The sequence below is a fragment of the Streptomyces sp. NPDC002825 genome, from assembly GCF_040295385.1.
Classification (GTDB): domain Bacteria; phylum Actinomycetota; class Actinomycetes; order Streptomycetales; family Streptomycetaceae; genus Streptomyces.
Window position 1 is genome coordinate 129,460 of the sequence record NZ_JBEOVH010000010.1, and the last position, 20,622, is coordinate 150,081.

A 20,622-nucleotide genomic window follows, 5' to 3' on the forward strand; every position below is an offset into this window, starting at 1 on the left:
CACCGGAGGGGCAGGGCATGGATCTCGTCTTCCGTGACGCGGACGTCGTCGACGGCAGCGGCGGCGACTCCTACCGCGCCGACGTCGGCATCGAGGGCGGCCGGATCGTCTCGATCGTCAAGGAGGCCGCGGCGGCCGGCTGCCAGCGGCCGACCGCCCGCCGCGTCCTGGACGCCGAGGGCCTCGTCCTCTCCCCCGGTTTCATCGACATGCACGCCCACAGCGACCTCGCGCTGCTCCGCGACCCGGACCACAGCGCGAAGGCCGCGCAGGGCGTGACCCTGGAGGTCCTGGGCCAGGACGGCCTGTCGTACGCCCCCGTCGACGACCGCACGCTGGACGAGGTCCGCCGGGCGATCACCGGCTGGAACGGCGACGCCTCCGACATGGACCTCGACTGGCGCACGGTCGGCGAGTACCTGGACCGGCTGGACCGGGGCATCGCCGTGAACGCCGCGTACCTCGTCCCCCAGGGCACGGTCCGCATGTACGTGATGGGCTGGGACGACCGCCCGGCGACGGAGACCGAGCTCGCCCGCATGCGGCGGCTCGTCGCCGAGGGCCTCGAACAGGGCGCGGTCGGCCTGTCGTCCGGCCTCACGTACACCCCCGGCATGTACGCCCCGGACTCCGAGCTCACCGAGCTGTGCCGGGTCGTCGCCCGGTACGGCGGCTACTACTGCCCGCACCACCGCTCGTACGGGGCGGGGGCGCTGCGCGCGTACGAGGAGATGGTGGCGCTCACCCGGGAGGCGGGCTGCGCCCTGCACCTGGCGCACGCCACCATGAACTTCGGCGTCAACGAGGGCCGGGCGCCGGAGCTCCTGGCCCTCCTCGACGCGGCCCTCGACGCGGGCGCCGACATCAGCCTCGACACGTACCCGTACACCCCGGGCAGTACGACCCTGCTCGCGCTGCTCCCGAGCTGGGCGAGCGAGGGCGGCCCGGAGGCGGCCCTGGCCCGGCTCCAGGACGACGCCACGGCCGAACGCATCCGGCACCATCTGGAGGAGCTCGGCTCGGACGGCTGCCACGGGGTGCCGGTCGACTGGGCGACGATCGAGGTCTCGGGCGTCACGGACCCGGCCCTGACGGACCACGTGGGCCGCCGGGTCGACGGCTGGCCCACCGCCCGCCGGCTCCTGGTCGACGACCGGCTCGGCACGACGATCCTCCAGCACGTGGGCCACGAGGAGAACGTCCGGACGATCATGCGCCACCGGGTGCACACGGGCGGCTCGGACGGCATCCTCCAGGGCCTCAAACCGCACCCGCGCGCGTACGGCACGTTTCCGGAGTACCTGGGGCGGTACGTGCGCGAGCTGGGCGTCCTCTCCCTGGAGGAGTGCGTCGCCCATCTGACCTCCCGCCCCGCGGCCCGCCTCCGCCTGCCGGACCGGGGCCTGGTGCGGGAGGGGTACGTGGCGGACCTGGTGCTCTTCGACCCGGCGACGGTCGCCTCGGGCGCGACGTACGGGAACCCCCGCACCCTCCCGGTGGGCATCCCGCACGTCCTGGTCGACGGCAGGTTCGTCATGGAGGACGGCCGCAGGACGGACGTACTGGCGGGCCGCTCAGTCCGAAGGACGGAGGTCCGCTGAGCCGGGGGTCACCGCGGCGCGTGGACCGGTCGTGCGCTGGGGCGGAACGGCGCCTTCGCCGAAGCCCCCGGCTTCGACGGGCGGCCACGGATCCCGCCGCACCCACACGAGCCCGGCCACCAGCACGACACCCGCCAGCACGAACCCGTACCACGGCGTGTGTCCCGACGGCTGCGTCTCGTACACGAGCACCGCCGACAGCACCGCAAGCACCTGCCCCGCCCGGCTCCGCCAGGCGACGCCCGCGACGACGACCGTCCCCCACAGCACGTACCACGGCTGCACCATCGGCGACAGTGCCACGAGCGCGAGGAGCGAGAGCCCGAGTCCGAGGACGGGGTCGAGCCGGCCCCGGTACGCCCGCCGGGCGAGGGCCGCGACGACCGCGAGGGCGAGCAGGAGCCCCAGCTTCTGCACGATCCCCTTCACGGGCTCCGCCTCGCCTCCGAAGAGCAGCCCGAGCCCGAGACCGAGGTCGCTCGTCAGCGAGAGCGGCGTATGGATGGCCGCGGCCACGCTCTGGGTCCGCAGCCAGCCGAACCCGGTCCCGGCGAGGACCGACGCCCCCGCCGCCACCGCCCCCGCGACGGCCCCCGGCAGCACGAGCCCCTTCGCGAGCGCGCGGACGCCGCCGCCGCGCGCGAGGAGGATGCCGATGAAGAGCAGGGCGACCGCCGCCGGCGACTTGATCATCATCGCGAAGCCGACGAGGACGCTGCCGAGCACCCACCGCCCGCGCGTGGCGAGCAGGACGCCGCCGAGCATGAGGCCGATCATCAGGCCGTCGTTGTGCATGCCGCCGACGACGTGGACGAGGAGCAGCGGGTTGAGGGCGGCGAGCCAGAGCGCCCCGTCACGGTCGCCCAGGCCGCGCACGGCCCAGGCGATCAGGAGGAGCGCGCCGAGGGCGACGAGCCGCAGCCCGAGGACGGCGGGCACGACCGCCCCTCCGGTCAGCTTGACGACCCCCGCGGCGAGGAGCAGGAAGGCCGGTCCGTACGGGGCGGGGGTGTGCGTCCAGTTCCCGCCGACGCTCGCCGCCGCGTCGGCCCCGAGGTCGCCGGGGCCGAGGACCGAGGGCCCGGCCCCGTACACGTCGTGGCCTTCGAGGACCATCGCGCCCTGGGCGATGTAGCTGTAGACGTCGGCGCTGTGCAGCGGCGGGGCGAGGAGCAGCGGCGCGGTCCAGCAGGCGAGGGTCGCGAGCACCCCGTCCCGCAGGCCGCGGGCGAGGAGGACGCCGTAGCGCCACCAGGCGGCGACGAGCAGGGTCAGGCCGAGGGTCGCCAGGACCGCGCCGGCCACCGCGACCGCCGGGCCGCGCGGCTCCCACAGCGGCCCGCCGCCGAGGACCGGCAGGGTGCCGGCCGCGTATCCGCCCACGGCGACGGCGAGCGACCCGCCCGCACCCAGCCACCGGCATCCGGAGGCACTGAAGACCCACATGACGTGCCAACCTACCGCGCCGTGGACTGCCCCACCGCGGCCGTACGGTCCAGGGTCTCGGTCGCGGTGCCCGTGCGCTGCATGCGGTGCCAGCGCAGCCGGCTGCCGAGGAGTGCGGTGACGACGGACTGGACGACGACCAGGTACATGAGCTGGCGGTAGACGACGATCTGCAGCGGCAGGGTCCAGATCGGCTCGAACCGCTCGCGGTCCAGGCGGAGCGCGTACACGGCCGTGCCCACCTGGACGGCGGTGAAGCCGAGCCAGACGCCGAGGGCCTGCCCGGGGTCCTGGAAGAGCAGTCCGTAGACGGCGAAGACGTCGACGAGCGGGGCCAGCAGCGGCAGCACGGTCTGGAAGAGCAGCAGGTAGAGGAGGCCGCGGCGGCCGAGCTTGCCGGACTGGCCGCCCTCGACGACGGCCCTGCGGTGCTTCCACATGGCCTGGAGGGTGCCGTAGCACCACCGGTAGCGCTGCTTCCACAGCTGCCGGACGGTGGACGGGGCCTCCGTCCAGGCAATCGCGGACTCCTCGTACACGACGCGCCAGCCGGCCCGGCACAGCGCCATCGTGAGGTCGGTGTCCTCGGCGAGGGTGTCCTCGCTGACGCCGCCGACGCCGGCGAGCGCACCCCGGCGGAAGGCGCCGATGGCGCCGGGGACGGTGGGCATGCACTCCAGGACGTCGTACATGCGCCGGTCGAGGTTGAAGCCGATCACGTACTCGAGGTGCTGCCACCGGCCGAGGACGCCCTGCCGGTTGCCGACCTTGGTGTTGCCGCTGACCGCGCCGACGCGGGGGTCGGCGAGCGGCTGGATCAGGCGGCGGACGGCGTCGGGCTCGAAGACGGTGTCGCCGTCGATCATCACGACGATGTCGTGGTGGGCCCAGGCGAGTCCGGTGTTGAGGGCGGCGGCCTTGCCCGCGTTGGGCTGGCGGACCACCATCACCCGCGGGTCCTCGATGGACTCGGCGATCTCGAAGGTGCGGTCGGAGGAGCCGTCGTCGATGACGACGACCTGGATCGCCTGGTGCGTGGAGGCGAGCAGGGAGCGGACGGTCGCCTCGATCCCGGCCTCCTCGTTGTAGGCGGGGACGAGGATCGAGACGGGCTCGGTGACGGGAGGCAGCCGGGGCGCGCCGCGGCGGCGCTTGGACCGGGTGCGGCGGACGTGGACGCGGGCGACGCCGATCAGGAGGGCGAGCCGGACGGCGGTGATGACGCCGGCGGCGACGAGCAGCCAGGTCATGGTGTCGGCGAAGCCCCGGGACGCGCTCTGGGCCTGGACGAAGGCGGCGCCCTTCCATTCGGCGAGCGTCGAGACGTGGTAGGTGGTCTCGGTGAGGCCGAGGGCCTGTCCGACGGAGGTGTAGCGGGTGCTGCCGCCGGGTCGGGCGAGGAGCTTCTCGGTCTCGTCGACGGCCCGCGGGGAGCCGGTGAGCTGGAGGACGGACTTCCCGTCTGCGGCGACCAGGACGTACCCGGCCTGTGCGACCCGGCGGCCGGCGTCCCACTGGTCCTCGCAGTAGGTGGCGAGGCCGGTGGTGTGGGGCAGCCGCAGCAGACGGGTGCCGAGGCCGGTGCTCGCGCCGAGCACGTTCTGGGTGAAGGAGAGCTCCAGGTCGGCGCGGGTGTCCGAGACCTGGGCGAGGTCGACGTCGGTGTACGTGTGCGAGCCGAGCTCGTGGCCGTCGGAGACGATGCGGCGGACGAGGTCGGGGTGGGCGGCGGCCTCGGCGCCGGTCAGGAAGAAGGTCGCCTTCGCGTGGTGCGCGGCGAGGACGTCGAGCAGGCGCGGGGTCCACTCCGGGCTCGGCCCGCCGTCGTAGGTGAGGGCGACGGTGCCGTCGGGCGGGGTGGCGCTGCGGACGACGCCGTTCTGGTCGACCTGGACGACGGGGCCTTCGCCGCGGGTCGCGGGGGTGGTCGGGCAGTGCGGCTGCGGCGCGCCGGTGGCGGCTATCTCGTGGCGGCCGTAGCCGGCGAAGACGAGCGCGGTGGCGGCGACGAGGAGGATCAGGCAGAGCATGGCCCAGTGGGCCCGGGGGTCCCGCCGCATCGCGTGGCGCGTGCGGGGGGCGACGGGCGGGGCGGGTCTGGGGGGCGCGGCGGGAGGGACGGGGGCCGGGGCCCGGTCCGGGACGGGGTCGGGGACGTCGTACGTCTCGTACCGGCCGTCCGCCGGCTGCGCGGTGTAGGGGTCGGTGTACGGGGTGTACGCCTCCGGGGCCGCGAACGCGTCGCCCGGGCCGTACGCGTACTCCGCACCGTTCTGGCCCGGGTGACCGGGCGGGTGCGGCTGGTCGGGCTGCGCGAGGGGGCCGGGCTGCACCGGGTACGCGTATCCGTCGCCGTACCCGTACCCCTCGTCGTGCCGCTCGCCGTACCCGTGCGCGTCGCCGTACCCGTACCCGTCGCCGTACCGTTCGCCGTGCCCGTCGCCGTACCCGTGGCCCCCGTGCCCGCCGCCGGTCACTTGGGTCGCTTCGTGGCGCCCGGAGCCTCGTCGGCCTTGCCCGGGCCGTCGCCGGTGTCGGTGGTGCTGCCCGTTCCGGAGGTGGCCGTCGGCGCGGGGGCCGAGGTGGCCGGGGCGGCGGTGGTGGCGGTGGAGGACGGGGCCTTGGTCGTGGCCCGCGCGCTGGGCGTCGCGGACGCGGTCTGGTCCGTCGCGCTCCGGGTCGTCCTGGGCTTCGGCGTGCCCTCGGAGTCGCCGGACTGCTGCGGGTCCGGCTGGATGAGCGCGGGCGCGTCCGGCTTCTCGTCGTCCGCCCAGGGCATCGGGCCTCCCGCCGGTCCGGCGCCGAAGGATCCGGCGATGACGACGGCGAGGAAGCCGAGGCACGCGACGCCGACTCCGGCCGTCGCCCACCGCACCGTGCGGCCGCGTCGACCCGAGGCGTCGACGAAGACGCTGTTGTCCTGGTGGCTCATGTGCGCGCATTGTAGAGAGCACGTCACTGCTGTGCGAGTCCACACACATTCCGGACAAGACTCCTCAGCACGCCTCCGCCACGCCCCGCTGTCCGACGTGTCCCAAAACACGCCGCATCGCGCCCGCCTCCGCCGTAAGCTCTCGTCATGCAGGTGATCCAGTCCACGAAGCTCGCCAACGTCTGTTACGAAATCCGGGGTCCGGTGCTCGAAGAGGCGATGCGGCTTGAGGCTGCGGGTCATCGCATCCTCAAGCTGAACACCGGAAACCCGGCCGCCTTCGGCTTCGAGTGTCCGCCCGCCATCCTGGAGGACGTGCTCCGCAACCTCTCCGAGGCGCACGGATACGGCGACGCGAAGGGGCTGCTCTCGGCCCGCCGGGCGGTGATGAGCCACTACGAGACGAAGGGCATCCCGCTCTCCGTCGAGGACATCTACCTCGGCAACGGCGTCTCGGAACTGATCCAGATGTCGATGCAGGCGCTGCTCGACGACGGCGACGAGGTCCTCGTCCCGGCTCCGGACTATCCGCTGTGGACGGCCTCGGTCTCGCTCGCGGGCGGTACGGCGGTGCACTACCGCTGCGACGAGCAGTCGGACTGGATGCCGGACCTCGCGGACATCGAGCGGAAGATCACCGACCGCACCAAGGCGATCGTGATCATCAACCCGAACAACCCGACGGGTGCCGTCTACGACGACGAGATGCTCCGCCAGCTGACGGAGATCGCCCGCCGGCACAGCCTGGTCGTCTGCTCGGACGAGATCTACGACAAGATCCTCTACGACGGCACGACGCACACCCCGACCGCCGCGATCGCCCCCGACCTCCTCGTCCTCACGTTCAACGGGATGAGCAAGAACTACCGGGTGGCCGGCTTCCGCTCCGGGTGGCTCGCGGTGTGCGGCCCGAAGCACCACGCGTCCTCGTACATCGAGGGCCTCACGATCCTCGCCAACATGCGCCTGTGCGCGAACATGCCGGCGCAGCACGCGGTGGCCGCCGCCCTCCAGGGCCGGCAGTCGATCGAGGACCTGGTGCTGCCGGGCGGGCGGCTCCTCGAGCAGCGGGACACGGCGTACGAGCTGCTGACGCAGATCCCGGGCGTGACGTGCGTGAAGCCGAAGGGCGCGCTGTACCTCTTCCCGCGTCTCGATCCGAACGTCTACAAGATCAAGGACGACCGGCAGATGGTCCTGGACCTGCTGCGGGCCGAGAAGATCATGGTCGTGCACGGGACGGGCTTCAACTGGCACGAGCCGGACCACTTCCGGATCGTCACGCTGCCGGCGGCGGCGGACCTGGCGGACGCGGTGACGCGGATCGGCCGGTTCCTGGACGGCTACAGCCAGCCCTGACCGCCGTCCGCCCCGGAGCGTTTCCCATCACTCCGGATACAGCTCAACTTTAGACCGAATCTAAGCTAGGATGGCCTGCAGAGCACCTCAGGAGGCCATCCCATGTACGAACCGATCCGCACCAAGTCGGTCCACCGGATGGCCGACGACGCCCAGGACTCGTACCCCCACCGCTCCCGCGAGGAGGAGCTGGACATCCAGCTCGCAGGACACCTCGCCGCCCTGCTCGCCGTCACCGACGAGCTGGGCGACACGGAGGCCGGCGAGCTCATCGCCCGGCAGGTGGCGCGGCTGCGCGGCGCACCGCCCGCGCGGCACGCAGGACTGAGCGGTTCGTCCGCGCAGGACCTGCACCGCAAGGCGCACGCCCTCGCGGGCCGCGCACTGGTCGTCGCCGCCTCCCGGGCCGACACGGCCGCCGCGATCCTCGCCGCCGGGCGGATGGACGCGCACACCGCGGCGCTGGCCGGGGAACCCTCCCTGGTCGCCGCCCCCTGACGGCCCCGGTCCGCGCGGCACGAACCGCGCGGGCCGGGCGCCCACCACCACGGCACCGAACGACGACGGGGCATACGGCACCCCCCGCTCCGGTTCGGTACCGGGATCGCTCCTTCACCCGCCGTACACCCGACTCCCCCTGGAATGTGGGTTTCCGCGAGCACGCTGCCCGCGTGAGACGCATCCTGGGAATCGTCCTGGCCGTCCTGCTCCTCGGCGGCGTGGCCGCCGTCCTCGTGACGGGCGGCGACAAGGACACAGGCACGGCAACGAAGACCGTGCGAGGAGTCATCGGATCGGAGAAGGCGGAGTTCTTCGCCGATCCACAGGTCGTGAAGGCCCTGGCCGCCAAGGGCTTCACCGTGACCACCGAGACCTCCGGGTCCTGGGACATGGAGGAACTGCCGCTCGACGGCTACGACTTCGCCTTCCCGTCCTCCAAGGGCCCGGCCGACGAGATCCGCGCCGAGGCGCAGCGGAAGACGAAGGACAAGGCGGCCTCCGCGCCGGTACGCCCCTTCTACTCGCCGCTCGTCGTCGTCGCGCACAGCGCCGCCGCCCAGGTCCTCGCCGGCAACGGCCTGGCGACCATCGGCCCGCGCGGGACGAGCGGCACCCTGAAGATGGACGCCTACCTCGCGGCGGCCCGCGCCGACCGGACCTGGCAGCAGCTCAAGGGCTCCGCCGGGCACGCCGAACTGAGCGGCACCCTCTTCATCACCTCCACCGACCCGGTCGCCTCCAACTCCGGCGCCCTCTACCTCGCCGCCGCGAGCTATGTCGCCGACGGCGGAAGGGTCGCCGGGGACAAGGCAGCCGTCACCCGCACGGCCCCGCTGATGCGGAAGCTGGTGCAGGTGCAGGGCGCCCAGCAGTCCGGATCGGACGCGCCGTTCCGGGACTTCGTCAGCGGCGTGGGCAACCCGCTCGTCCTCGTGTACGAGTCGCAGGTCGCCGCCCAGCTGCTCGCCGGCCGGCCCATGGGAGACCTCGTCGTCCTCTACCCGGACACCACGGTCAACAGCGACCACACCCTCGTACCGCTCACCGACAACGGCCGCGCGCTCGGTGAACTCCTCTCCAGCGACCCCGAGTTGCGCAAGCTCGCGGTCCGCCACGGCTTCCGGCCGCAGGGCGCGGCGAGCGAGTTCACCGCCGCGACCGAAGGCCACACCGCCTACCTCAACCAGACGCTGACCGGAGTCCGCCAGGCGCCCGTGCCCACCAGCAAGGTGCTGCACGAGATGGCGCTGCGGGCCCGCGACCAGGGGGACACCGCATGACCACGCCCGCCGATCCGAGAAGGACGATGGCCCTGACACCGCCCGAGCAGGACGCCCCGCTCGTCCTGACCCCGCCCGAGCCCGTGCCCGTCGTCCGTGCCGAGCAGGCCTCCGGCCTGGTGCCGCTGGACGAGTCGGTCCGTACGGAGATGTCCCGCCGGGCCGTCGAGTACGTCGGCTCGCTGTCCGGACTCGACCCGCGCTCCCCCGAGTTCACGGGCCGCATCAACGAGATCGCATCGCTCGGCGCGGGCGAGATCCGCTCCGCGGCGCAGCAGTCGAACCGCATGCTGGACCGCACGATCCGCTCCCTCGGCGAAGGCGCGGGCGGCGGCGACGCGCAGACCCGCGTCGGCTCCTCCCTGGTCGAACTCCGCCGCACGGTCGAGGACCTGGACCCCCGGGACACCCCCGCCAAGGGCTTCAAGGGCCTCCTCTCGAAGCTGCCCGGAGGGAACAGGCTGCGCGACCACGTCGCCAAGTACGCCTCCTCGCAGGCCACCCTGAACCGGATCGTCGGCGCACTCCGCAGCGGCCAGGACGAACTGCGCCGTGACAACGCCGCGTTGCAGACCGAGCGGGGCCGGCTGTGGGAGACCATGGGCAAGCTCCAGGAGTACGCGGTGCTCACCGACGCCCTCGACGCGGCCGTCGAGGAGCGCATCGCCCTCACCCCGGACCCGGCCCAGGCGGACGCGCTCCGCGCCGACGTCCTCTTCCCGGTCCGGCAGAAGCACCAGGACCTGCTGACCCAGCTCGCCGTCTGCGCCCAGGGCTATCTGGCGATGGACGTGGTCCGCCGGAACAACGACGAGCTGATCAAGGGCGTGGACCGGGCGGCGACGACGACCCTGTCGGCGCTGCGGATCGCGGTGATGCTCGCCTCCGCGCTCGACAACCAGCGGAAGGTCACCGAGCAGGTGATCGCGCTGCGCTCGACGACCGAGGACATCGTCCGGGGCAACGCGGAGATGCTGGAGCGGCAGGCCGGGGACATCCAGGCCCTGGCGGCGAACCCGGCGGTGGGCGCGGAGACGCTCCGTACCGCCTTCCAGCAGATCTACCGGACGCTCGACGCCATCGACACGTACAAGGTGCGGGCGACGGAGTCGATGGCGGCGACGGTCGAGTCACTGACGGCCGAACTCCAGGAGGCCAGCGCCCACTTGGAGCGCAGCCGCCGCACCGGAGAGACCGAGGGCGGTGGTCTCGGATGAGCGTCCGCACGACGAGAGCAGCCCTCACCGCCCGCACCACCGTCGCCTCCCGAGCAGCCGTCACCGCCCGCACCACCGTCGCCTCCCGAGCCGCCGTCACCGCCCGCCCCACCGTCGCCTCCCGAGCAGCCCTCACCGCCCGCGCCGGAATCGCCGCCCTCGCGCTCGCCCTCCTCGCCACCGCCTGCTCCGGCGGCGGCGACGACCACCCCGAAGCGCAGAGCACGGAGTTCAAGTCCGGCACCCTCCGGGTCCTCGCCTCCTCCGAGCTGGCCGACATGGGCCCGGTCCTGGACGAGGCGGGCAAGGCGACCGGCATCACCGTCCGCCCCACGTACGCCGGCACCCTGGACGCCGCCGAGCGCATCGCGTCCGGCGAGGCCGACAAGGCGTACGACGCGGTCTGGCTCTCCTCCAACGACTACCTCCGGCTCCGCCCGGACACCGCGAAGAAGATCACCAACGAGACGCCGATCATGACCTCCCCGGTGGCGCTCGGCGTACGGCCCGCGGCCGTCGCCCGGCTCGGCTGGGATCCGGCGAAGGTGACCTGGTCGCAGCTGCACCGGGCGGTCGCCGACGGGAAGCTGACGTACGGCATGACGGACCCGAAGCGCTCCAACTCGGGTTTCTCCGCGCTCGTCTCGGTCGCCTCCGGCCTGTCCGGGGCGCAGTCGGCCCTCACCGCACAGGACGTCACGAAGGCCACCCCGAAGCTCAAGGAGTTCTTCACCGGCCAGAAGCTGACCTCCGGCTCGTCCGGCTGGCTCGCCACGGCCTACGCCCGCCGCGGCGACGTCGACGCGCTCGTGAACTACGAGTCCGTCTTGCTGTCCGCGCCCGAGAAGCTGACCGTGATCCGGCCGTCCGACGGTGTCGTGACCGCCGACTACCCGCTGACCCTGCTCACCTCGGCCCGCCCCGAGGCGAAGGAGGCGGCGAACCGGCTCACCACCTGGCTGCGCACCCCGGACGCCCAGCGGCGGATCACCGAGACGACCCTGCGCCGCCCGGTGGTCGCCGGGGTCCGGCCGGCCTCGGCGCTCGCCCGGGACGCGCGCCGCGAGCTGCCGTTCCCGGGCAGCCGGGCGGTCGCCGACGGTCTGCTCGACGCGTACGACAACACCCTGCGCCGGCCCTCCCGCACGGTGTACGTGCTCGACACCTCGGGCTCCATGGCCGGCGAGCGGCTCGACCGGCTGAAGTCGGCGCTCATCGAGCTGACCGGCGACTTCCGGGACCGCGAGGAGGTCACCCTGATGCCCTTCGGCTCCTCGGTGAAGCAGGACGAGGTCCGTACGCACACGGTCGACCCGGCATCGCCGAAGGCGGCGCTCGACGCCATCCGCGACGACGCCTCGAAGCTCTCGGCCTCCGGCGGCACCGCGATCTACACCAGTCTCCAGGAGGCGTACACCTACCTGGGGAAGACCCCGGCCGACACCTTCACCTCGGTCGTCCTGATGACGGACGGGGAGAACGACGGCGATCCGGCGTCCTCCTTCGACACCTTCTACCGCTCGCTCCCCGCCGAGCAGCAGCGCACACCGGTCTTCCCGATCCTGTTCGGGGACTCCGACCGGGGCGAGCTCGACCACCTCGCGGGCCTGACCGGGGGCAAGCTCTTCGACGCCACCCGGGGTTCGCTCGACGGCGCCTTCGAGGAGATCCGTGGGTACCAGTAGCCGCCTCCTCCGGTACGTCGAGTCCCGCAAGAACCTGACCGGCAGCGTCTGCGGTCTGGCCGGTGTCGGGATCACCCTCACCGGCGCGGCGGGCGGCCTGTGGCCGCTGGTCGTCGGCGGTCTGTACGCGGCGGGGGCGCTGATCGCCCCGCCCGAGCGTCCCGACACCCCGCACTTCCCGGGCACGGGCGAGCAACTCGACGCCCTGCGGGCCGACTTCGCGGCGCTGCGGGAGTATCTGGCCGAGGTGGAGCTGCCGTCCGCGGCCCGGGAGAAGCTCACCGGGCTCACCACCCTGGTCGAGGCGCTGCTCGAACCGGGCTGGGTGAGCGACCCGGAGCACCTCCACGTCCTGGGCCGGGCCGTCCGCCAGGACATCCCTGAGGCCGTCGACACCTTCGTACGGACACGGTGGTGGTCCCGGTTCACCCCGGGCGCGGAGCCTCCGGAGCAGCACCTGGAGCGTCAGCTGTCGGTGCTGCACGAGGAGACGTCCGACATCGCCGACGCGCTCCGGCAGGCGGAGGCGATCCGCCAGGAGATCCACACCCGGTATCTGGAGGAGCGCGGACCGTGATCAGTTATGTTCCGCGCATGACATTCTCCGAGCGCACCACGTCCCGTCGCGCGGTCCTCACCGCGCTTGCCGCCGCCGCCACGGCGGGCGCCCCGCTCGTCGGCCAACTCGCCGGGGCCGCACCGGCGTACGCCACCGGCGAGAACGACCTCTACGTCAGCAACACGGACCTCTACACCAGCACGGAACACCCCGTCGTCGAGGGCACCGACTTCGGCCGCCGCTCCCGGCGTCACGAACAGTTCGACGGCTATCTCTCCAAGGTGGGCACCTACACCGCGAAGACGGCGATCCTGGCCATCCACGGCGGCCAGATCGAGCGGGGCACCTCCGAACTCTGTCTGGCGATCGCCGGATACGACCCGTCCGACGCGAACAAGCCCGCGCTGCTGCCCACGGTCCACGACTACTGGATGTTCGAGGGCATGCGCTCGTCGAACAACACCGAGCTGCACGTCACCTCGGTCAACTGCGACGACCACGTCGCGAGGGCGCTGGCCGCGAGCCACCTGAACACACTGAGCCTGCACGGCTGCCAGTACAGCAAGCTCGGCATTCCGGACACCATGGTCTGGCCCTCGCAGTCCGACCCGAAGCTGGTCGTCGTCGGCGGTCTCGACAAGACCTTCCGGGAGGCGCTGGTGTACGAGCTGAACAAGGCCGGGTTCCCCGCGCTCGACGCCCTCTCCGACGAGTGGCGGGACCGTTACAACCTGGCGGACTTCGCCGGTGCGGCCACGGACAACATCTGCAACCGGACGCTGACCGGTGCGGGCGCCCAGCTGGAGATCACCGAGGACATGCGCCGGTCCCTCTTCGGCCCCGCGCCGACGGACTTCGACTACAAGAGCGGCCGGATCGCCACCTGGAACAACAGCCGCTTCCTCGGCTTCCGTGACGCCTGCCGCCGGGCCGTCGCCACCGTCGAGGCCGGCCAGACCATCCTGTAGCGGACATGCGCCGGCCCCCGGAGCCTGAGGGGGCTCCGGGGGCCGGTTGCGTCGTGATGGACCGTCGTGACCCCACTGGTCAGGGCGGTGTTTCGGGGCAGCCCACCACGAGTTCGGGAGGGACTAGCCGAGGCGCTCCACGAGCGCGTTGTACTCGTCCCACAGCTCCTTCGGCGTGTGGTCGCCGAAGGTGTTGAGGTGGTCGGGGACGAGGGCGGCCTCTTCGCGCCACACGTCACGGTCGACCTTGAGGAGAAACTCCAGGTCCTCGGCCGGCAGGTCCAGGCCGTCGGTGTCGAGGGACTCGGCGGTCGGCAGGATGCCGATCGGGGTCTCGACGCCCTCGGCCTTGCCGTCGAGGCGCTCGACGATCCACTTGAGGACGCGGCTGTTCTCGCCGAAGCCGGGCCAGACGAACTTGCCGGCGTCGTTCTTGCGGAACCAGTTCACGTAGTAGATCTTCGGCAGCTTGGCCTGGTCGGCCTCGGCGCCCACCTTGACCCAGTGGGCCATGTAGTCGCCCATGTTGTAGCCGCAGAACGGCAGCATGGCGAAGGGGTCGCGGCGCAGCTCGCCGACCTTGCCCTCGGCGGCGGCGGTCTTCTCGGAGGCGACGTTCGCGCCGAGGAAGACACCGTGCTGCCAGTTGAAGGACTCGGTGACCAGCGGGACGGCGGAGGCGCGGCGGCCGCCGAAGAGGATCGCCGAGATCGGCACGCCCTTCGGGTCCTCCCACTCCGGCGCGATGATCGGGCACTGCCCGGCCGGGACGGTGAAGCGGGCGTTGGGGTGGGCGGCCGGGGTCTCGGACTCCGGCGTCCAGTCGTTGCCCTTCCAGTCGATGAGGTGCTTGGGCGCCTCTTCGGTCATGCCCTCCCACCACACGTCGCCGTCGTCGGTGAGCGCGACGTTCGTGAAGACGGAGTTGCCCCACATGGTCTTCATGGCGTTGGCGTTGGTGTGCTCGCCGGTGCCGGGCGCGACGCCGAAGAAGCCGGCCTCGGGGTTGATCGCGTAGAGGCGGCCGTCCTCGCCGAAGCGCATCCAGGCGATGTCGTCGCCGATGGTCTCGACGGTCCAGCCGGAGATCGTGGGCTCCAGCATGGCGAGGTTGGTCTTGCCGCAGGCCGAGGGGAACGCGGCGGCGACGTACTTCGCCTCGCCCTGCGGCGGGGTCAGCTTGAGGATCAGCATGTGCTCGGCGAGCCAGCCCTCGTCACGCGCCATGACGGAGGCGATGCGGAGCGCGTAGCACTTCTTGCCGAGCAGGGCGTTGCCGCCGTAGCCCGAGCCGTACGACCAGATCTCGCGGGTCTCCGGGAAGTGCGAGATGTACTTGGTGGTGTTGCAGGGCCACGGCACGTCGGCCTCGCCCTCGGCGAGCGGTGCGCCGAGGGTGTGGACGGCCTTGACGAAGAAGCCGTCGGTGCCGAGCTCGTCGAGGACGGCCTGTCCCATGCGGGTCATGGTGCGCATGGAGACGGCGACGTAGGCGGAGTCGGTGATCTCGACGCCGATGGCGGAGAGCGGGGAGCCGACCGGGCCCATGCAGAAGGGCACGACGTACATGGTGCGGCCGCGCATGGAGCCGCGGAAGATGCCCTTCTCGCCCGCGAAGATGTCCTTCATCTCCGCCGGGGCCTTCCAGTGGTTGGTCGGGCCCGCGTCCTCCTCCTTCTCGGAGCAGATGAAGGTCCGGTCCTCGACGCGCGCGACGTCGGACGGGTCGGAGGCGGCGTAGTACGAGTTCGGGCGCTTGACCGGGTCGAGCTTCTTGAAGGTCCCCTTGGCGACGAGCTCCTCGCACAGGCGCTCGTACTCGGCCTCGGAACCGTCGCACCAGACGATGTTGTCGGGCTGGGTGATCTCGGCGATCTCGTTCACCCAGGAGACGAGCTCCTGGTGCTGGGTGGGAAGGGGAGCCGCGTTGTCGCGCGCCACGATTGCTCCTTGTTGAGGGGTGTATTCCGCTGTATGCCCCGTGGGGGCTGCGACCCGGATGCGTCGTAGCTGCTCATCCGGTGCCGACCGCACTCATTTGATCATCCGACGGATTCGCCCATATGTCCAGGGGGGTGCACACGTGAGCATCGCCACTCATATCCGGTACCTACGGAGCCGTAGCTAGGATTCCGTCTCATGACTGCAGCCACGCCGGAAGTGACCACGATCGAGCGCACCGCGTCGCTCCCGACGAAGCCCCGGCTCAGGGGCTGGCTGCACGCGGGCATGTTCCCCGCCGTGATCGTCGCGGGCCTCACGCTCGTCGCCCTCTCGGACTCGCCCCGCGCGCGCATCGCCTGCGGGATCTACGTCCTCACCGCCTGCCTGCTCTTCGGCATCAGCGCGCTCTACCACCGCGGCAACTGGGGCCCGCGCGGCGAGGCCATCCTCCGGCGCCTCGACCACGCCAACATCTTCCTGATCATCGCGGGCACCTACACCCCGCTCACCCTGCTGCTCCTCCCCGACTCCACGGCGAAGCCGCTCATGTGGGCGGTCTGGGCCGCGGCCGCCGCCGGCATCGCCTTCCGCGTCTTCTGGGTCGGCGCCCCTCGCTGGCTGTACACGCCCTGCTACATCGCGATGGGCTGGGCCGCAGTCTTCTTCCTGCCCGACTTCATGCGCGCCGGCGGCATCGCCGTCCTCGTCCTCGTGATCGTCGGCGGACTGCTCTACAGCGCGGGCGGCGTCATCTACGGCATCAAGCGCCCGAACCCCTCCCCGCGCTGGTTCGGCTTCCACGAGGTCTTCCACTCGCTGACCCTCGCGGCCTTCATCGTCCACTACGTCGGCATCTCGCTCGTCGCCTACCAGCACGCCTGACCGGCCCGACCGGCCCGCACGGGCTGGGACAATGAAGGTCATGAACGACCGCCCCGGCCTCCGCGAACGCAAGAAGGCGAAGACGCGCGCGGCGATCCGGAAGGCCACCTACCGGCTCGCCGCCGAGGAGGGCTGGGACGCCGCCACGACGGACCGGATCGCGGCCGAGGCCGACGTCTCCCCCTCCACGGTCGTCCGCTACTTCCCCGTCCGGGAGGACATCGTCCTCACCGACGAGAACGACGAGCTCCTCGAAGCCCGGCTGCGCGCCCGCCCCGCCGGCGAGGAGCCGCTCGAATCACTCCGCGCCGTCGTCCTCGAAGCGGTCGGCACCGCCCTCGGCGAGGAGCCCGCCGAGACCCGGCTGCGCGCCCGGCTCATGGTGGAGATCCCGTCCGTACGCGCCCGCTTCACCGAGACCACCGCGGTGACCGGCCGCCGCCTCGCCCACGCGGTCGCCGACCGCACCGGCCGGGACCCGGACGACCTGGAGGTGCGGATCTTCACGGCGGCGGTCCTCGGCGCACTCCGCGAGGCGACCCTGTACTGGGCCGAGCAGGGCACGGCCGGCGACCTGCTCCCCCTCCTGCACCGCACGGTCGACACCCTCAGGACCGGCCTGACGGCGCCCCCAGCGCACCCCTGACGATCCGCGCCGACTCCGGATTGTCGGCGCACTCCCACACTCCGTGCGGGCAGTAGTCGGTGACGGTCTGGTAGACGGGCCGGTGCGCAGCGAACCACTCCAGCATCCCCCGTACGTACGCCGGGTTGTCCCCGTTCCTGAAGAGCCCCCACTCCGGGTACGAGACGGGCTTCCCGTGCGCCGCCGCGAACCGCACATGGTGCGCGAGCCCGTACTCCTCGTCGACCTGCTCCTCGAAGGAGAGCCCGGCCGGCTGGTCGTAGGCGTCCATCCCGATGATGTCGACGACGTCGTCGCCCGGGTAGCAGTGCGGCCACGGGATGGCGTCGAGGCCCCGGCTCGGCGTGAAGTCGAAGCGGAACCGCTGCCCCGGCACCTCCCGCAGCACCCCCACCACCCGCCGCCAGTACGCCTTCCAGGCCGTCGGGTCCGGGCCGCAGCGATGGCTGTACGTGGTGCCGTTCATCTCCCAGCCGAGCACCAGGACCGCGTCGCCGAGCCCGTGCGCGACCAGCCCCTCCCCCAGCGTCCGGAAGTGCCCGTCGTACGCACCGCCGGCACCCCGCCGCAGCCCCGCCCGCACCTCCGTGTCGGGCAGCCCGGCCTCGTTGCGGTCGAGCAGCGGCACGTTCAGCACGAAGAGGCGGCCCGGCCGCTCGGCCTTCCAGCCGGCCCAGGGCCCGAAGAGCGCCGGATGCCCCTCGATGTTGGACCAGCGGTCGCCCGGCAGATAGGTGTGACCCACCGTCAGGGAGTCCCCGCCGAGCCACTCCTGGGCCTGGGCGATGCGGCGAACCCCGGCCTCGTCGGAGCCGGTGAAGAACCCCGACGGGACGCCCGTCAGCGGCTCCGGCGCCGCCTCGGGCGCCGTCCGCGTCCCGAGCCTGCCGGGCAGCAGCACGAGCAGGAGGACGACGACGGCCGCGAGCAGCACGGTCAGTGCGGCTCGCGGCCAGGTGAACCAGGAGGGGGGACGACGCACGTCAGCTCGTCCAGAAGTCCCACCAGCGGGTCAGGATCAGCATCCCGATGATCCCGATGTGCAGGACGGGCAGGGCGAACGTGAACTCGCCGAGGAAGGTCCGCACCCCCGCCGGGGCGGGCAGCAGCCGCTCCCGGACGTTGTGCGCGGTCACGTACCAGAACATGACGATGGTCGCGACCCAGGCCAGACAGCACCACAGGCAGAGCGAGTTGATCTCGTACAGCGACTGGTACATCAGCCAGGTGCAGAAGCCCACCCCGAAGAGCATCCCGGCGTTGAGGCCGAGCCAGAACCAGCCCCGGTACCGGGCCCCGGCGAGGAGCCCGGCACCGACGGCGACGACGACGGCGTACGTGACGAGCCCGAGCATCGGGTTCGGGAAGCCGAACACCGACGCCTGCTCGCTCTTCATGATGTTGCCGCAGGACACGACCGGGTTCAGGCTGCACCCGGGCTGGAAGCCGGGGTCCTCCAGGAGCAGGAACTTGTCGATCGTGATCACCCAGCCGGCGAGCACGCCCGCCGCCCCGGTGACGAGCAGCAGCCAGGCGAGGCCCCGGCTCGCGCCGACCGGCCCGCCGGTCTCCCGCTCGGTCTCCTCCTGCCGCTGAACCGGCACCCCGCCCCGTACGTTCACCGTCGCCATGACGCGGCCCCCTTCCCGGTCAGCCCTGGACGCGGCGGACCGGCAGCAGGACGTGGGCGCTGTCGGCCAGCATCTCCTCGTCCGAGACGAAGGCCCGCAGCCGCGCCTCGTCGACGGGCTCGCCCGGCACACCCTCGGACCAGGGCCGTACGGAGCAGATGAAGTAGACCTTGCCCTGCTCGCGGGCGGCCGTCTGCCACTCGTCCGGCACCGGGCACTGCACCTTCAGGAAGGGCAGCGTGAGCACGGCCGAGCCCCCCTCGACGAGCAGCGAGGCGTTGATCCCGGCGTCCTTGCCCAGATCGAAGAGCCGGTCGCCGACCGAGAGGCCCATCGACTCCAGGGCCTCGCGCATCGCCTGCTGACCGGCCTCCGGCCCGTCCCGGCCGTCACCGAGCGAATAGGCCATCAGGAAGGGTGTTCCCGCCGATTCGGCGGAGGGCTCGCTGGACCACGGAATCACCGTGAGAGTTCCCAGCGGAGAGGCGCTGCGCGCCGAGGAAACGACGTTGGAAGTGGTCATGAATACGGATGCTAGTGCTCCAACCACCCTTTCCCCGCGCCGAATTCACTCGAACGGCCGACATTCACGCCGCTGGCATATCCACCGCAACGAACCCGGGTTTTCATCGTTGTGCCCTGAGGGCATAAGCCGACCACCAGGAGATCACTGATGATCGTCCCGCGCCGCGTCGCACTGCGGTCCCTGTTCGCCCTGGCCGTCACCGCCTTCACCGGCGGTGCCCTCGGCCGTGTCGCGACCCGACCCGAATCGGCCCGCACGGAATCGGGGGGCACGAGCGATCCGCACGCCTTCGACGAGATGTACCGGGGCCGTCGCCTCCTGGGCTTCTCCGGCCCCGGCGGCGAGCCGACCGCCCTCGTCGACGGCCGTCCCCTGCATCTGATGCGCTGCGCCGACGGCGGCTACGTCACCCCGATCGACCACTACGAGTCCTGTCCGACGCCCCTGGCGGCGACCCGCGCGGCCGTGGACGAGCTGGGCGCGGCCCGGCTCTCCCCGCTCGCGGGCGCCCACGGCGTCCCCACCGACCCGACGGGAGGGAGCCCGCGTGGTGTACACGCGTAAGAACCAGCGCGATCTGACCGGCGCCGAGCGCCGCAAGTTCGTCGCCGCCGTCCTGGAGCTCAAGCGGACCGGTGCGTACGACCGCTTCGTCCGCACCCACATCGACTACTACACGGCCGACGGGGAGGGCCGGCTCCGGATCGCCCACATGACCCCGAGCTTCCTGCCCTGGCACCGCAAGTTCCTGCTGGAGTTCGAGACGGCCCTGCGCCGGATCGACCCGACGGTCTCCGTCCCGTACTGGGACTGGACCCGGGACAACTCCCCGGCGTCCTCGATCTGGGGCGAGGACTTCATGGGCGGCAACGGCCGCCGGGCCGACCTCCAGGTGATGACGGGCCCGTTCGCGCACTCCGCCGGACGGTGGCAGATCACCCAGTCGATGACCGACGTCCGCTATCTGACCAGGGACTTCGGCCGCCCCCGCGACCCGATCACGCTCCCCACCGCGGCCCAGCTCGACGCGGTGATGCGCGAGCGGGTGTACGACGCGGCGCCCTGGAACTCGACGAGCTCCAGCGGCTTCCGCAACGCCCTGGAGGGCTGGGCGCCGGGCCGGGGCAACGAGCGGTTCCGGCTCCACAACCGGGTGCACCGCTGGGTCGGCGGCCTGATGCTCGGCGGCGGCTCGGTGAACGACCCGGTCTTCTGGCTGCACCACTCCTTCGTCGACCTCGTCTGGTCGCGCTGGCAGCAGCGGAACCCCGGGGCGGGCTATCTGCCGGCGGAGCCGCTGCCCCTGGGAGACGCGCAGTACCGCAAGGTCGCCGCCAGGCACGAGCCGATGGCGCCCTGGGGCGTGACCCCGGCGTCGATGTTCGACCACAGCCGGATCTACCGGTACGCCTGACCCCCCACATACGGATGTCCCCCCGGCCGTC

At 72.1% G+C, this 20,622-nt stretch carries 19 protein-coding genes; 12 read left to right on the forward strand and 7 right to left on the reverse strand.

The window, feature by feature from the left end:
* The first annotated feature begins 17 nt into the window (after positions 1-17).
* A complete protein-coding gene (locus ABT041_RS15860) occupies positions 18-1,601 on the forward strand; it encodes an N-acyl-D-amino-acid deacylase family protein (RefSeq protein WP_351184327.1) in 1,584 nt (527 codons plus the stop codon).
* On the opposite strand, the gene mptB is transcribed toward ABT041_RS15860, so the two are convergent.
* Genes mptB through ABT041_RS15875 form a run of 3 tightly spaced genes read right to left on the reverse strand, consistent with a single transcriptional unit; the run spans position 1,575 to position 5,979 of the window.
* Entirely contained in the window at positions 1,575-3,047 is a 1,473-nt protein-coding gene (mptB, locus tag ABT041_RS15865; protein ID WP_351184329.1) for a polyprenol phosphomannose-dependent alpha 1,6 mannosyltransferase MptB, read from the reverse strand. The two genes, ABT041_RS15860 and mptB, sit on opposite strands and share 27 nt — an antisense overlap.
* 11 nt (positions 3,048-3,058) lie before the next feature.
* Entirely contained in the window at positions 3,059-5,524 is a 2,466-nt protein-coding gene (locus ABT041_RS15870) for a bifunctional polysaccharide deacetylase/glycosyltransferase family 2 protein (protein ID WP_351184331.1), read from the reverse strand.
* Positions 5,521-5,979, reverse strand: coding sequence for a hypothetical protein (locus ABT041_RS15875; protein ID WP_351184333.1), 459 nt, complete (start codon positions 5,977-5,979; stop codon positions 5,521-5,523). The genes ABT041_RS15870 and ABT041_RS15875 overlap by 4 nt, the downstream gene beginning before the upstream one ends.
* Before the next feature lie 147 nt (positions 5,980-6,126).
* Between ABT041_RS15875 and ABT041_RS15880 the strand changes: the two genes are divergently transcribed.
* The 7 genes from ABT041_RS15880 to ABT041_RS15910 all read left to right on the forward strand — a co-directional run bounded on the left by ABT041_RS15880 (position 6,127) and on the right by ABT041_RS15910 (position 13,548).
* Entirely contained in the window at positions 6,127-7,338 is a 1,212-nt protein-coding gene (locus ABT041_RS15880) for a pyridoxal phosphate-dependent aminotransferase (RefSeq protein ID WP_351184335.1), read from the forward strand.
* Positions 7,339-7,440: 102 nt separating this feature from the next.
* On the forward strand, positions 7,441-7,836 hold the full coding sequence (locus tag ABT041_RS15885; RefSeq protein ID WP_351184337.1) for an SCO4983 family protein: 396 nt from the start codon (positions 7,441-7,443) through the stop codon (positions 7,834-7,836).
* A gap of 146 nt (positions 7,837-7,982) precedes the next feature.
* Positions 7,983-9,119: a hypothetical protein gene (locus tag ABT041_RS15890; protein WP_351184339.1), complete on the forward strand. Its 1,137-nt coding sequence runs from the start codon at positions 7,983-7,985 to the stop codon at positions 9,117-9,119.
* Positions 9,116-10,336 (forward strand): toxic anion resistance protein, encoded by a 1,221-nt coding sequence (locus ABT041_RS15895; protein WP_351184341.1) that lies wholly within the window; start codon positions 9,116-9,118, stop codon positions 10,334-10,336. Before ABT041_RS15890 ends, ABT041_RS15895 begins: the two co-directional genes overlap by 4 nt.
* Entirely contained in the window at positions 10,333-12,021 is a 1,689-nt protein-coding gene (locus tag ABT041_RS15900; RefSeq protein WP_351184343.1) for a substrate-binding and vWA domain-containing protein, read from the forward strand. Before ABT041_RS15895 ends, ABT041_RS15900 begins: the two co-directional genes overlap by 4 nt.
* Positions 12,008-12,598, forward strand: a complete 591-nt coding sequence (locus tag ABT041_RS15905; protein ID WP_351184345.1) for a hypothetical protein — start codon at positions 12,008-12,010, stop codon at positions 12,596-12,598. The genes ABT041_RS15900 and ABT041_RS15905 overlap by 14 nt, the downstream gene beginning before the upstream one ends.
* 17 nt (positions 12,599-12,615) lie before the next feature.
* Positions 12,616-13,548: a poly-gamma-glutamate hydrolase family protein gene (locus ABT041_RS15910; protein ID WP_351184347.1), complete on the forward strand. Its 933-nt coding sequence runs from the start codon at positions 12,616-12,618 to the stop codon at positions 13,546-13,548.
* Positions 13,549-13,671: 123 nt separating this feature from the next.
* Here the strand turns inward: ABT041_RS15910 and ABT041_RS15915 are convergent, their stop codons facing one another.
* Positions 13,672-15,489: a phosphoenolpyruvate carboxykinase (GTP) gene (locus ABT041_RS15915; RefSeq protein ID WP_351184349.1), complete on the reverse strand. Its 1,818-nt coding sequence runs from the start codon at positions 15,487-15,489 to the stop codon at positions 13,672-13,674.
* A gap of 198 nt (positions 15,490-15,687) precedes the next feature.
* Between ABT041_RS15915 and trhA the strand changes: the two genes are divergently transcribed.
* Both trhA and ABT041_RS15925 read left to right on the forward strand, forming a co-directional pair.
* Positions 15,688-16,374 (forward strand): PAQR family membrane homeostasis protein TrhA, encoded by a 687-nt coding sequence (gene trhA / locus ABT041_RS15920; protein ID WP_351184351.1) that lies wholly within the window; start codon positions 15,688-15,690, stop codon positions 16,372-16,374.
* A gap of 40 nt (positions 16,375-16,414) precedes the next feature.
* Positions 16,415-17,020 (forward strand): TetR/AcrR family transcriptional regulator, encoded by a 606-nt coding sequence (locus ABT041_RS15925; protein ID WP_351184353.1) that lies wholly within the window; start codon positions 16,415-16,417, stop codon positions 17,018-17,020.
* Here the strand turns inward: ABT041_RS15925 and ABT041_RS15930 are convergent.
* From ABT041_RS15930 to ABT041_RS15940, 3 genes are read right to left on the reverse strand one after another with little or no spacing between them, the layout of a single operon-like run.
* Entirely contained in the window at positions 16,983-18,002 is a 1,020-nt protein-coding gene (locus ABT041_RS15930; RefSeq protein WP_351184354.1) for a glycoside hydrolase family 26 protein, read from the reverse strand. The two genes, ABT041_RS15925 and ABT041_RS15930, sit on opposite strands and share 38 nt — an antisense overlap.
* A 1-nt stretch (position 18,003) precedes the next feature.
* Positions 18,004-18,651: a vitamin K epoxide reductase family protein gene (locus tag ABT041_RS15935; RefSeq protein WP_351184356.1), complete on the reverse strand. Its 648-nt coding sequence runs from the start codon at positions 18,649-18,651 to the stop codon at positions 18,004-18,006.
* Between the two features lie 19 nt (positions 18,652-18,670).
* Positions 18,671-19,174, reverse strand: a complete 504-nt coding sequence (locus tag ABT041_RS15940; protein ID WP_351184358.1) for a DUF5949 family protein — start codon at positions 19,172-19,174, stop codon at positions 18,671-18,673.
* Between the two features lie 150 nt (positions 19,175-19,324).
* Here ABT041_RS15940 and ABT041_RS15945 point away from each other — a divergent pair, with 150 nt between their 5' ends.
* Positions 19,325-19,741: a tyrosinase family oxidase copper chaperone gene (locus ABT041_RS15945; protein ID WP_351184360.1), complete on the forward strand. Its 417-nt coding sequence runs from the start codon at positions 19,325-19,327 to the stop codon at positions 19,739-19,741.
* Complete coding sequence (locus ABT041_RS15950) at positions 19,725-20,591, forward strand: tyrosinase family protein (RefSeq protein ID WP_351184361.1); 867 nt, start codon at positions 19,725-19,727, stop codon at positions 20,589-20,591. The genes ABT041_RS15945 and ABT041_RS15950 overlap by 17 nt, the downstream gene beginning before the upstream one ends.
* Positions 20,592-20,622 lie beyond the last annotated feature (31 nt).

Excerpts from the sequence above, each read along its gene's own strand:
- ABT041_RS15860 (WP_351184327.1), top strand. The coding sequence starts at position 18 with ATGGATCTCGTCTTCCGTGACGCGGACGTCGTCGACGGCAGCGGCGGC.
- mptB (WP_351184329.1), bottom strand. The coding sequence starts at position 3,047 with ATGTGGGTCTTCAGTGCCTCCGGATGCCGGTGGCTGGGTGCGGGCGGG.
- ABT041_RS15875 (WP_351184333.1), bottom strand. The coding sequence starts at position 5,979 with ATGAGCCACCAGGACAACAGCGTCTTCGTCGACGCCTCGGGTCGACGC.
- ABT041_RS15880 (WP_351184335.1), top strand. The coding sequence starts at position 6,127 with ATGCAGGTGATCCAGTCCACGAAGCTCGCCAACGTCTGTTACGAAATC.
- ABT041_RS15885 (WP_351184337.1), top strand. The coding sequence starts at position 7,441 with ATGTACGAACCGATCCGCACCAAGTCGGTCCACCGGATGGCCGACGAC.
- ABT041_RS15895 (WP_351184341.1), top strand. The coding sequence starts at position 9,116 with ATGACCACGCCCGCCGATCCGAGAAGGACGATGGCCCTGACACCGCCC.
- ABT041_RS15900 (WP_351184343.1), top strand. The coding sequence starts at position 10,333 with ATGAGCGTCCGCACGACGAGAGCAGCCCTCACCGCCCGCACCACCGTC.
- ABT041_RS15910 (WP_351184347.1), top strand. The coding sequence starts at position 12,616 with ATGACATTCTCCGAGCGCACCACGTCCCGTCGCGCGGTCCTCACCGCG.
- trhA (WP_351184351.1), top strand. The coding sequence starts at position 15,688 with ATGACTGCAGCCACGCCGGAAGTGACCACGATCGAGCGCACCGCGTCG.
- ABT041_RS15925 (WP_351184353.1), top strand. The coding sequence starts at position 16,415 with ATGAACGACCGCCCCGGCCTCCGCGAACGCAAGAAGGCGAAGACGCGC.
- ABT041_RS15935 (WP_351184356.1), bottom strand. The coding sequence starts at position 18,651 with ATGGCGACGGTGAACGTACGGGGCGGGGTGCCGGTTCAGCGGCAGGAG.
- ABT041_RS15940 (WP_351184358.1), bottom strand. The coding sequence starts at position 19,174 with ATGACCACTTCCAACGTCGTTTCCTCGGCGCGCAGCGCCTCTCCGCTG.
- ABT041_RS15945 (WP_351184360.1), top strand. The coding sequence starts at position 19,325 with ATGATCGTCCCGCGCCGCGTCGCACTGCGGTCCCTGTTCGCCCTGGCC.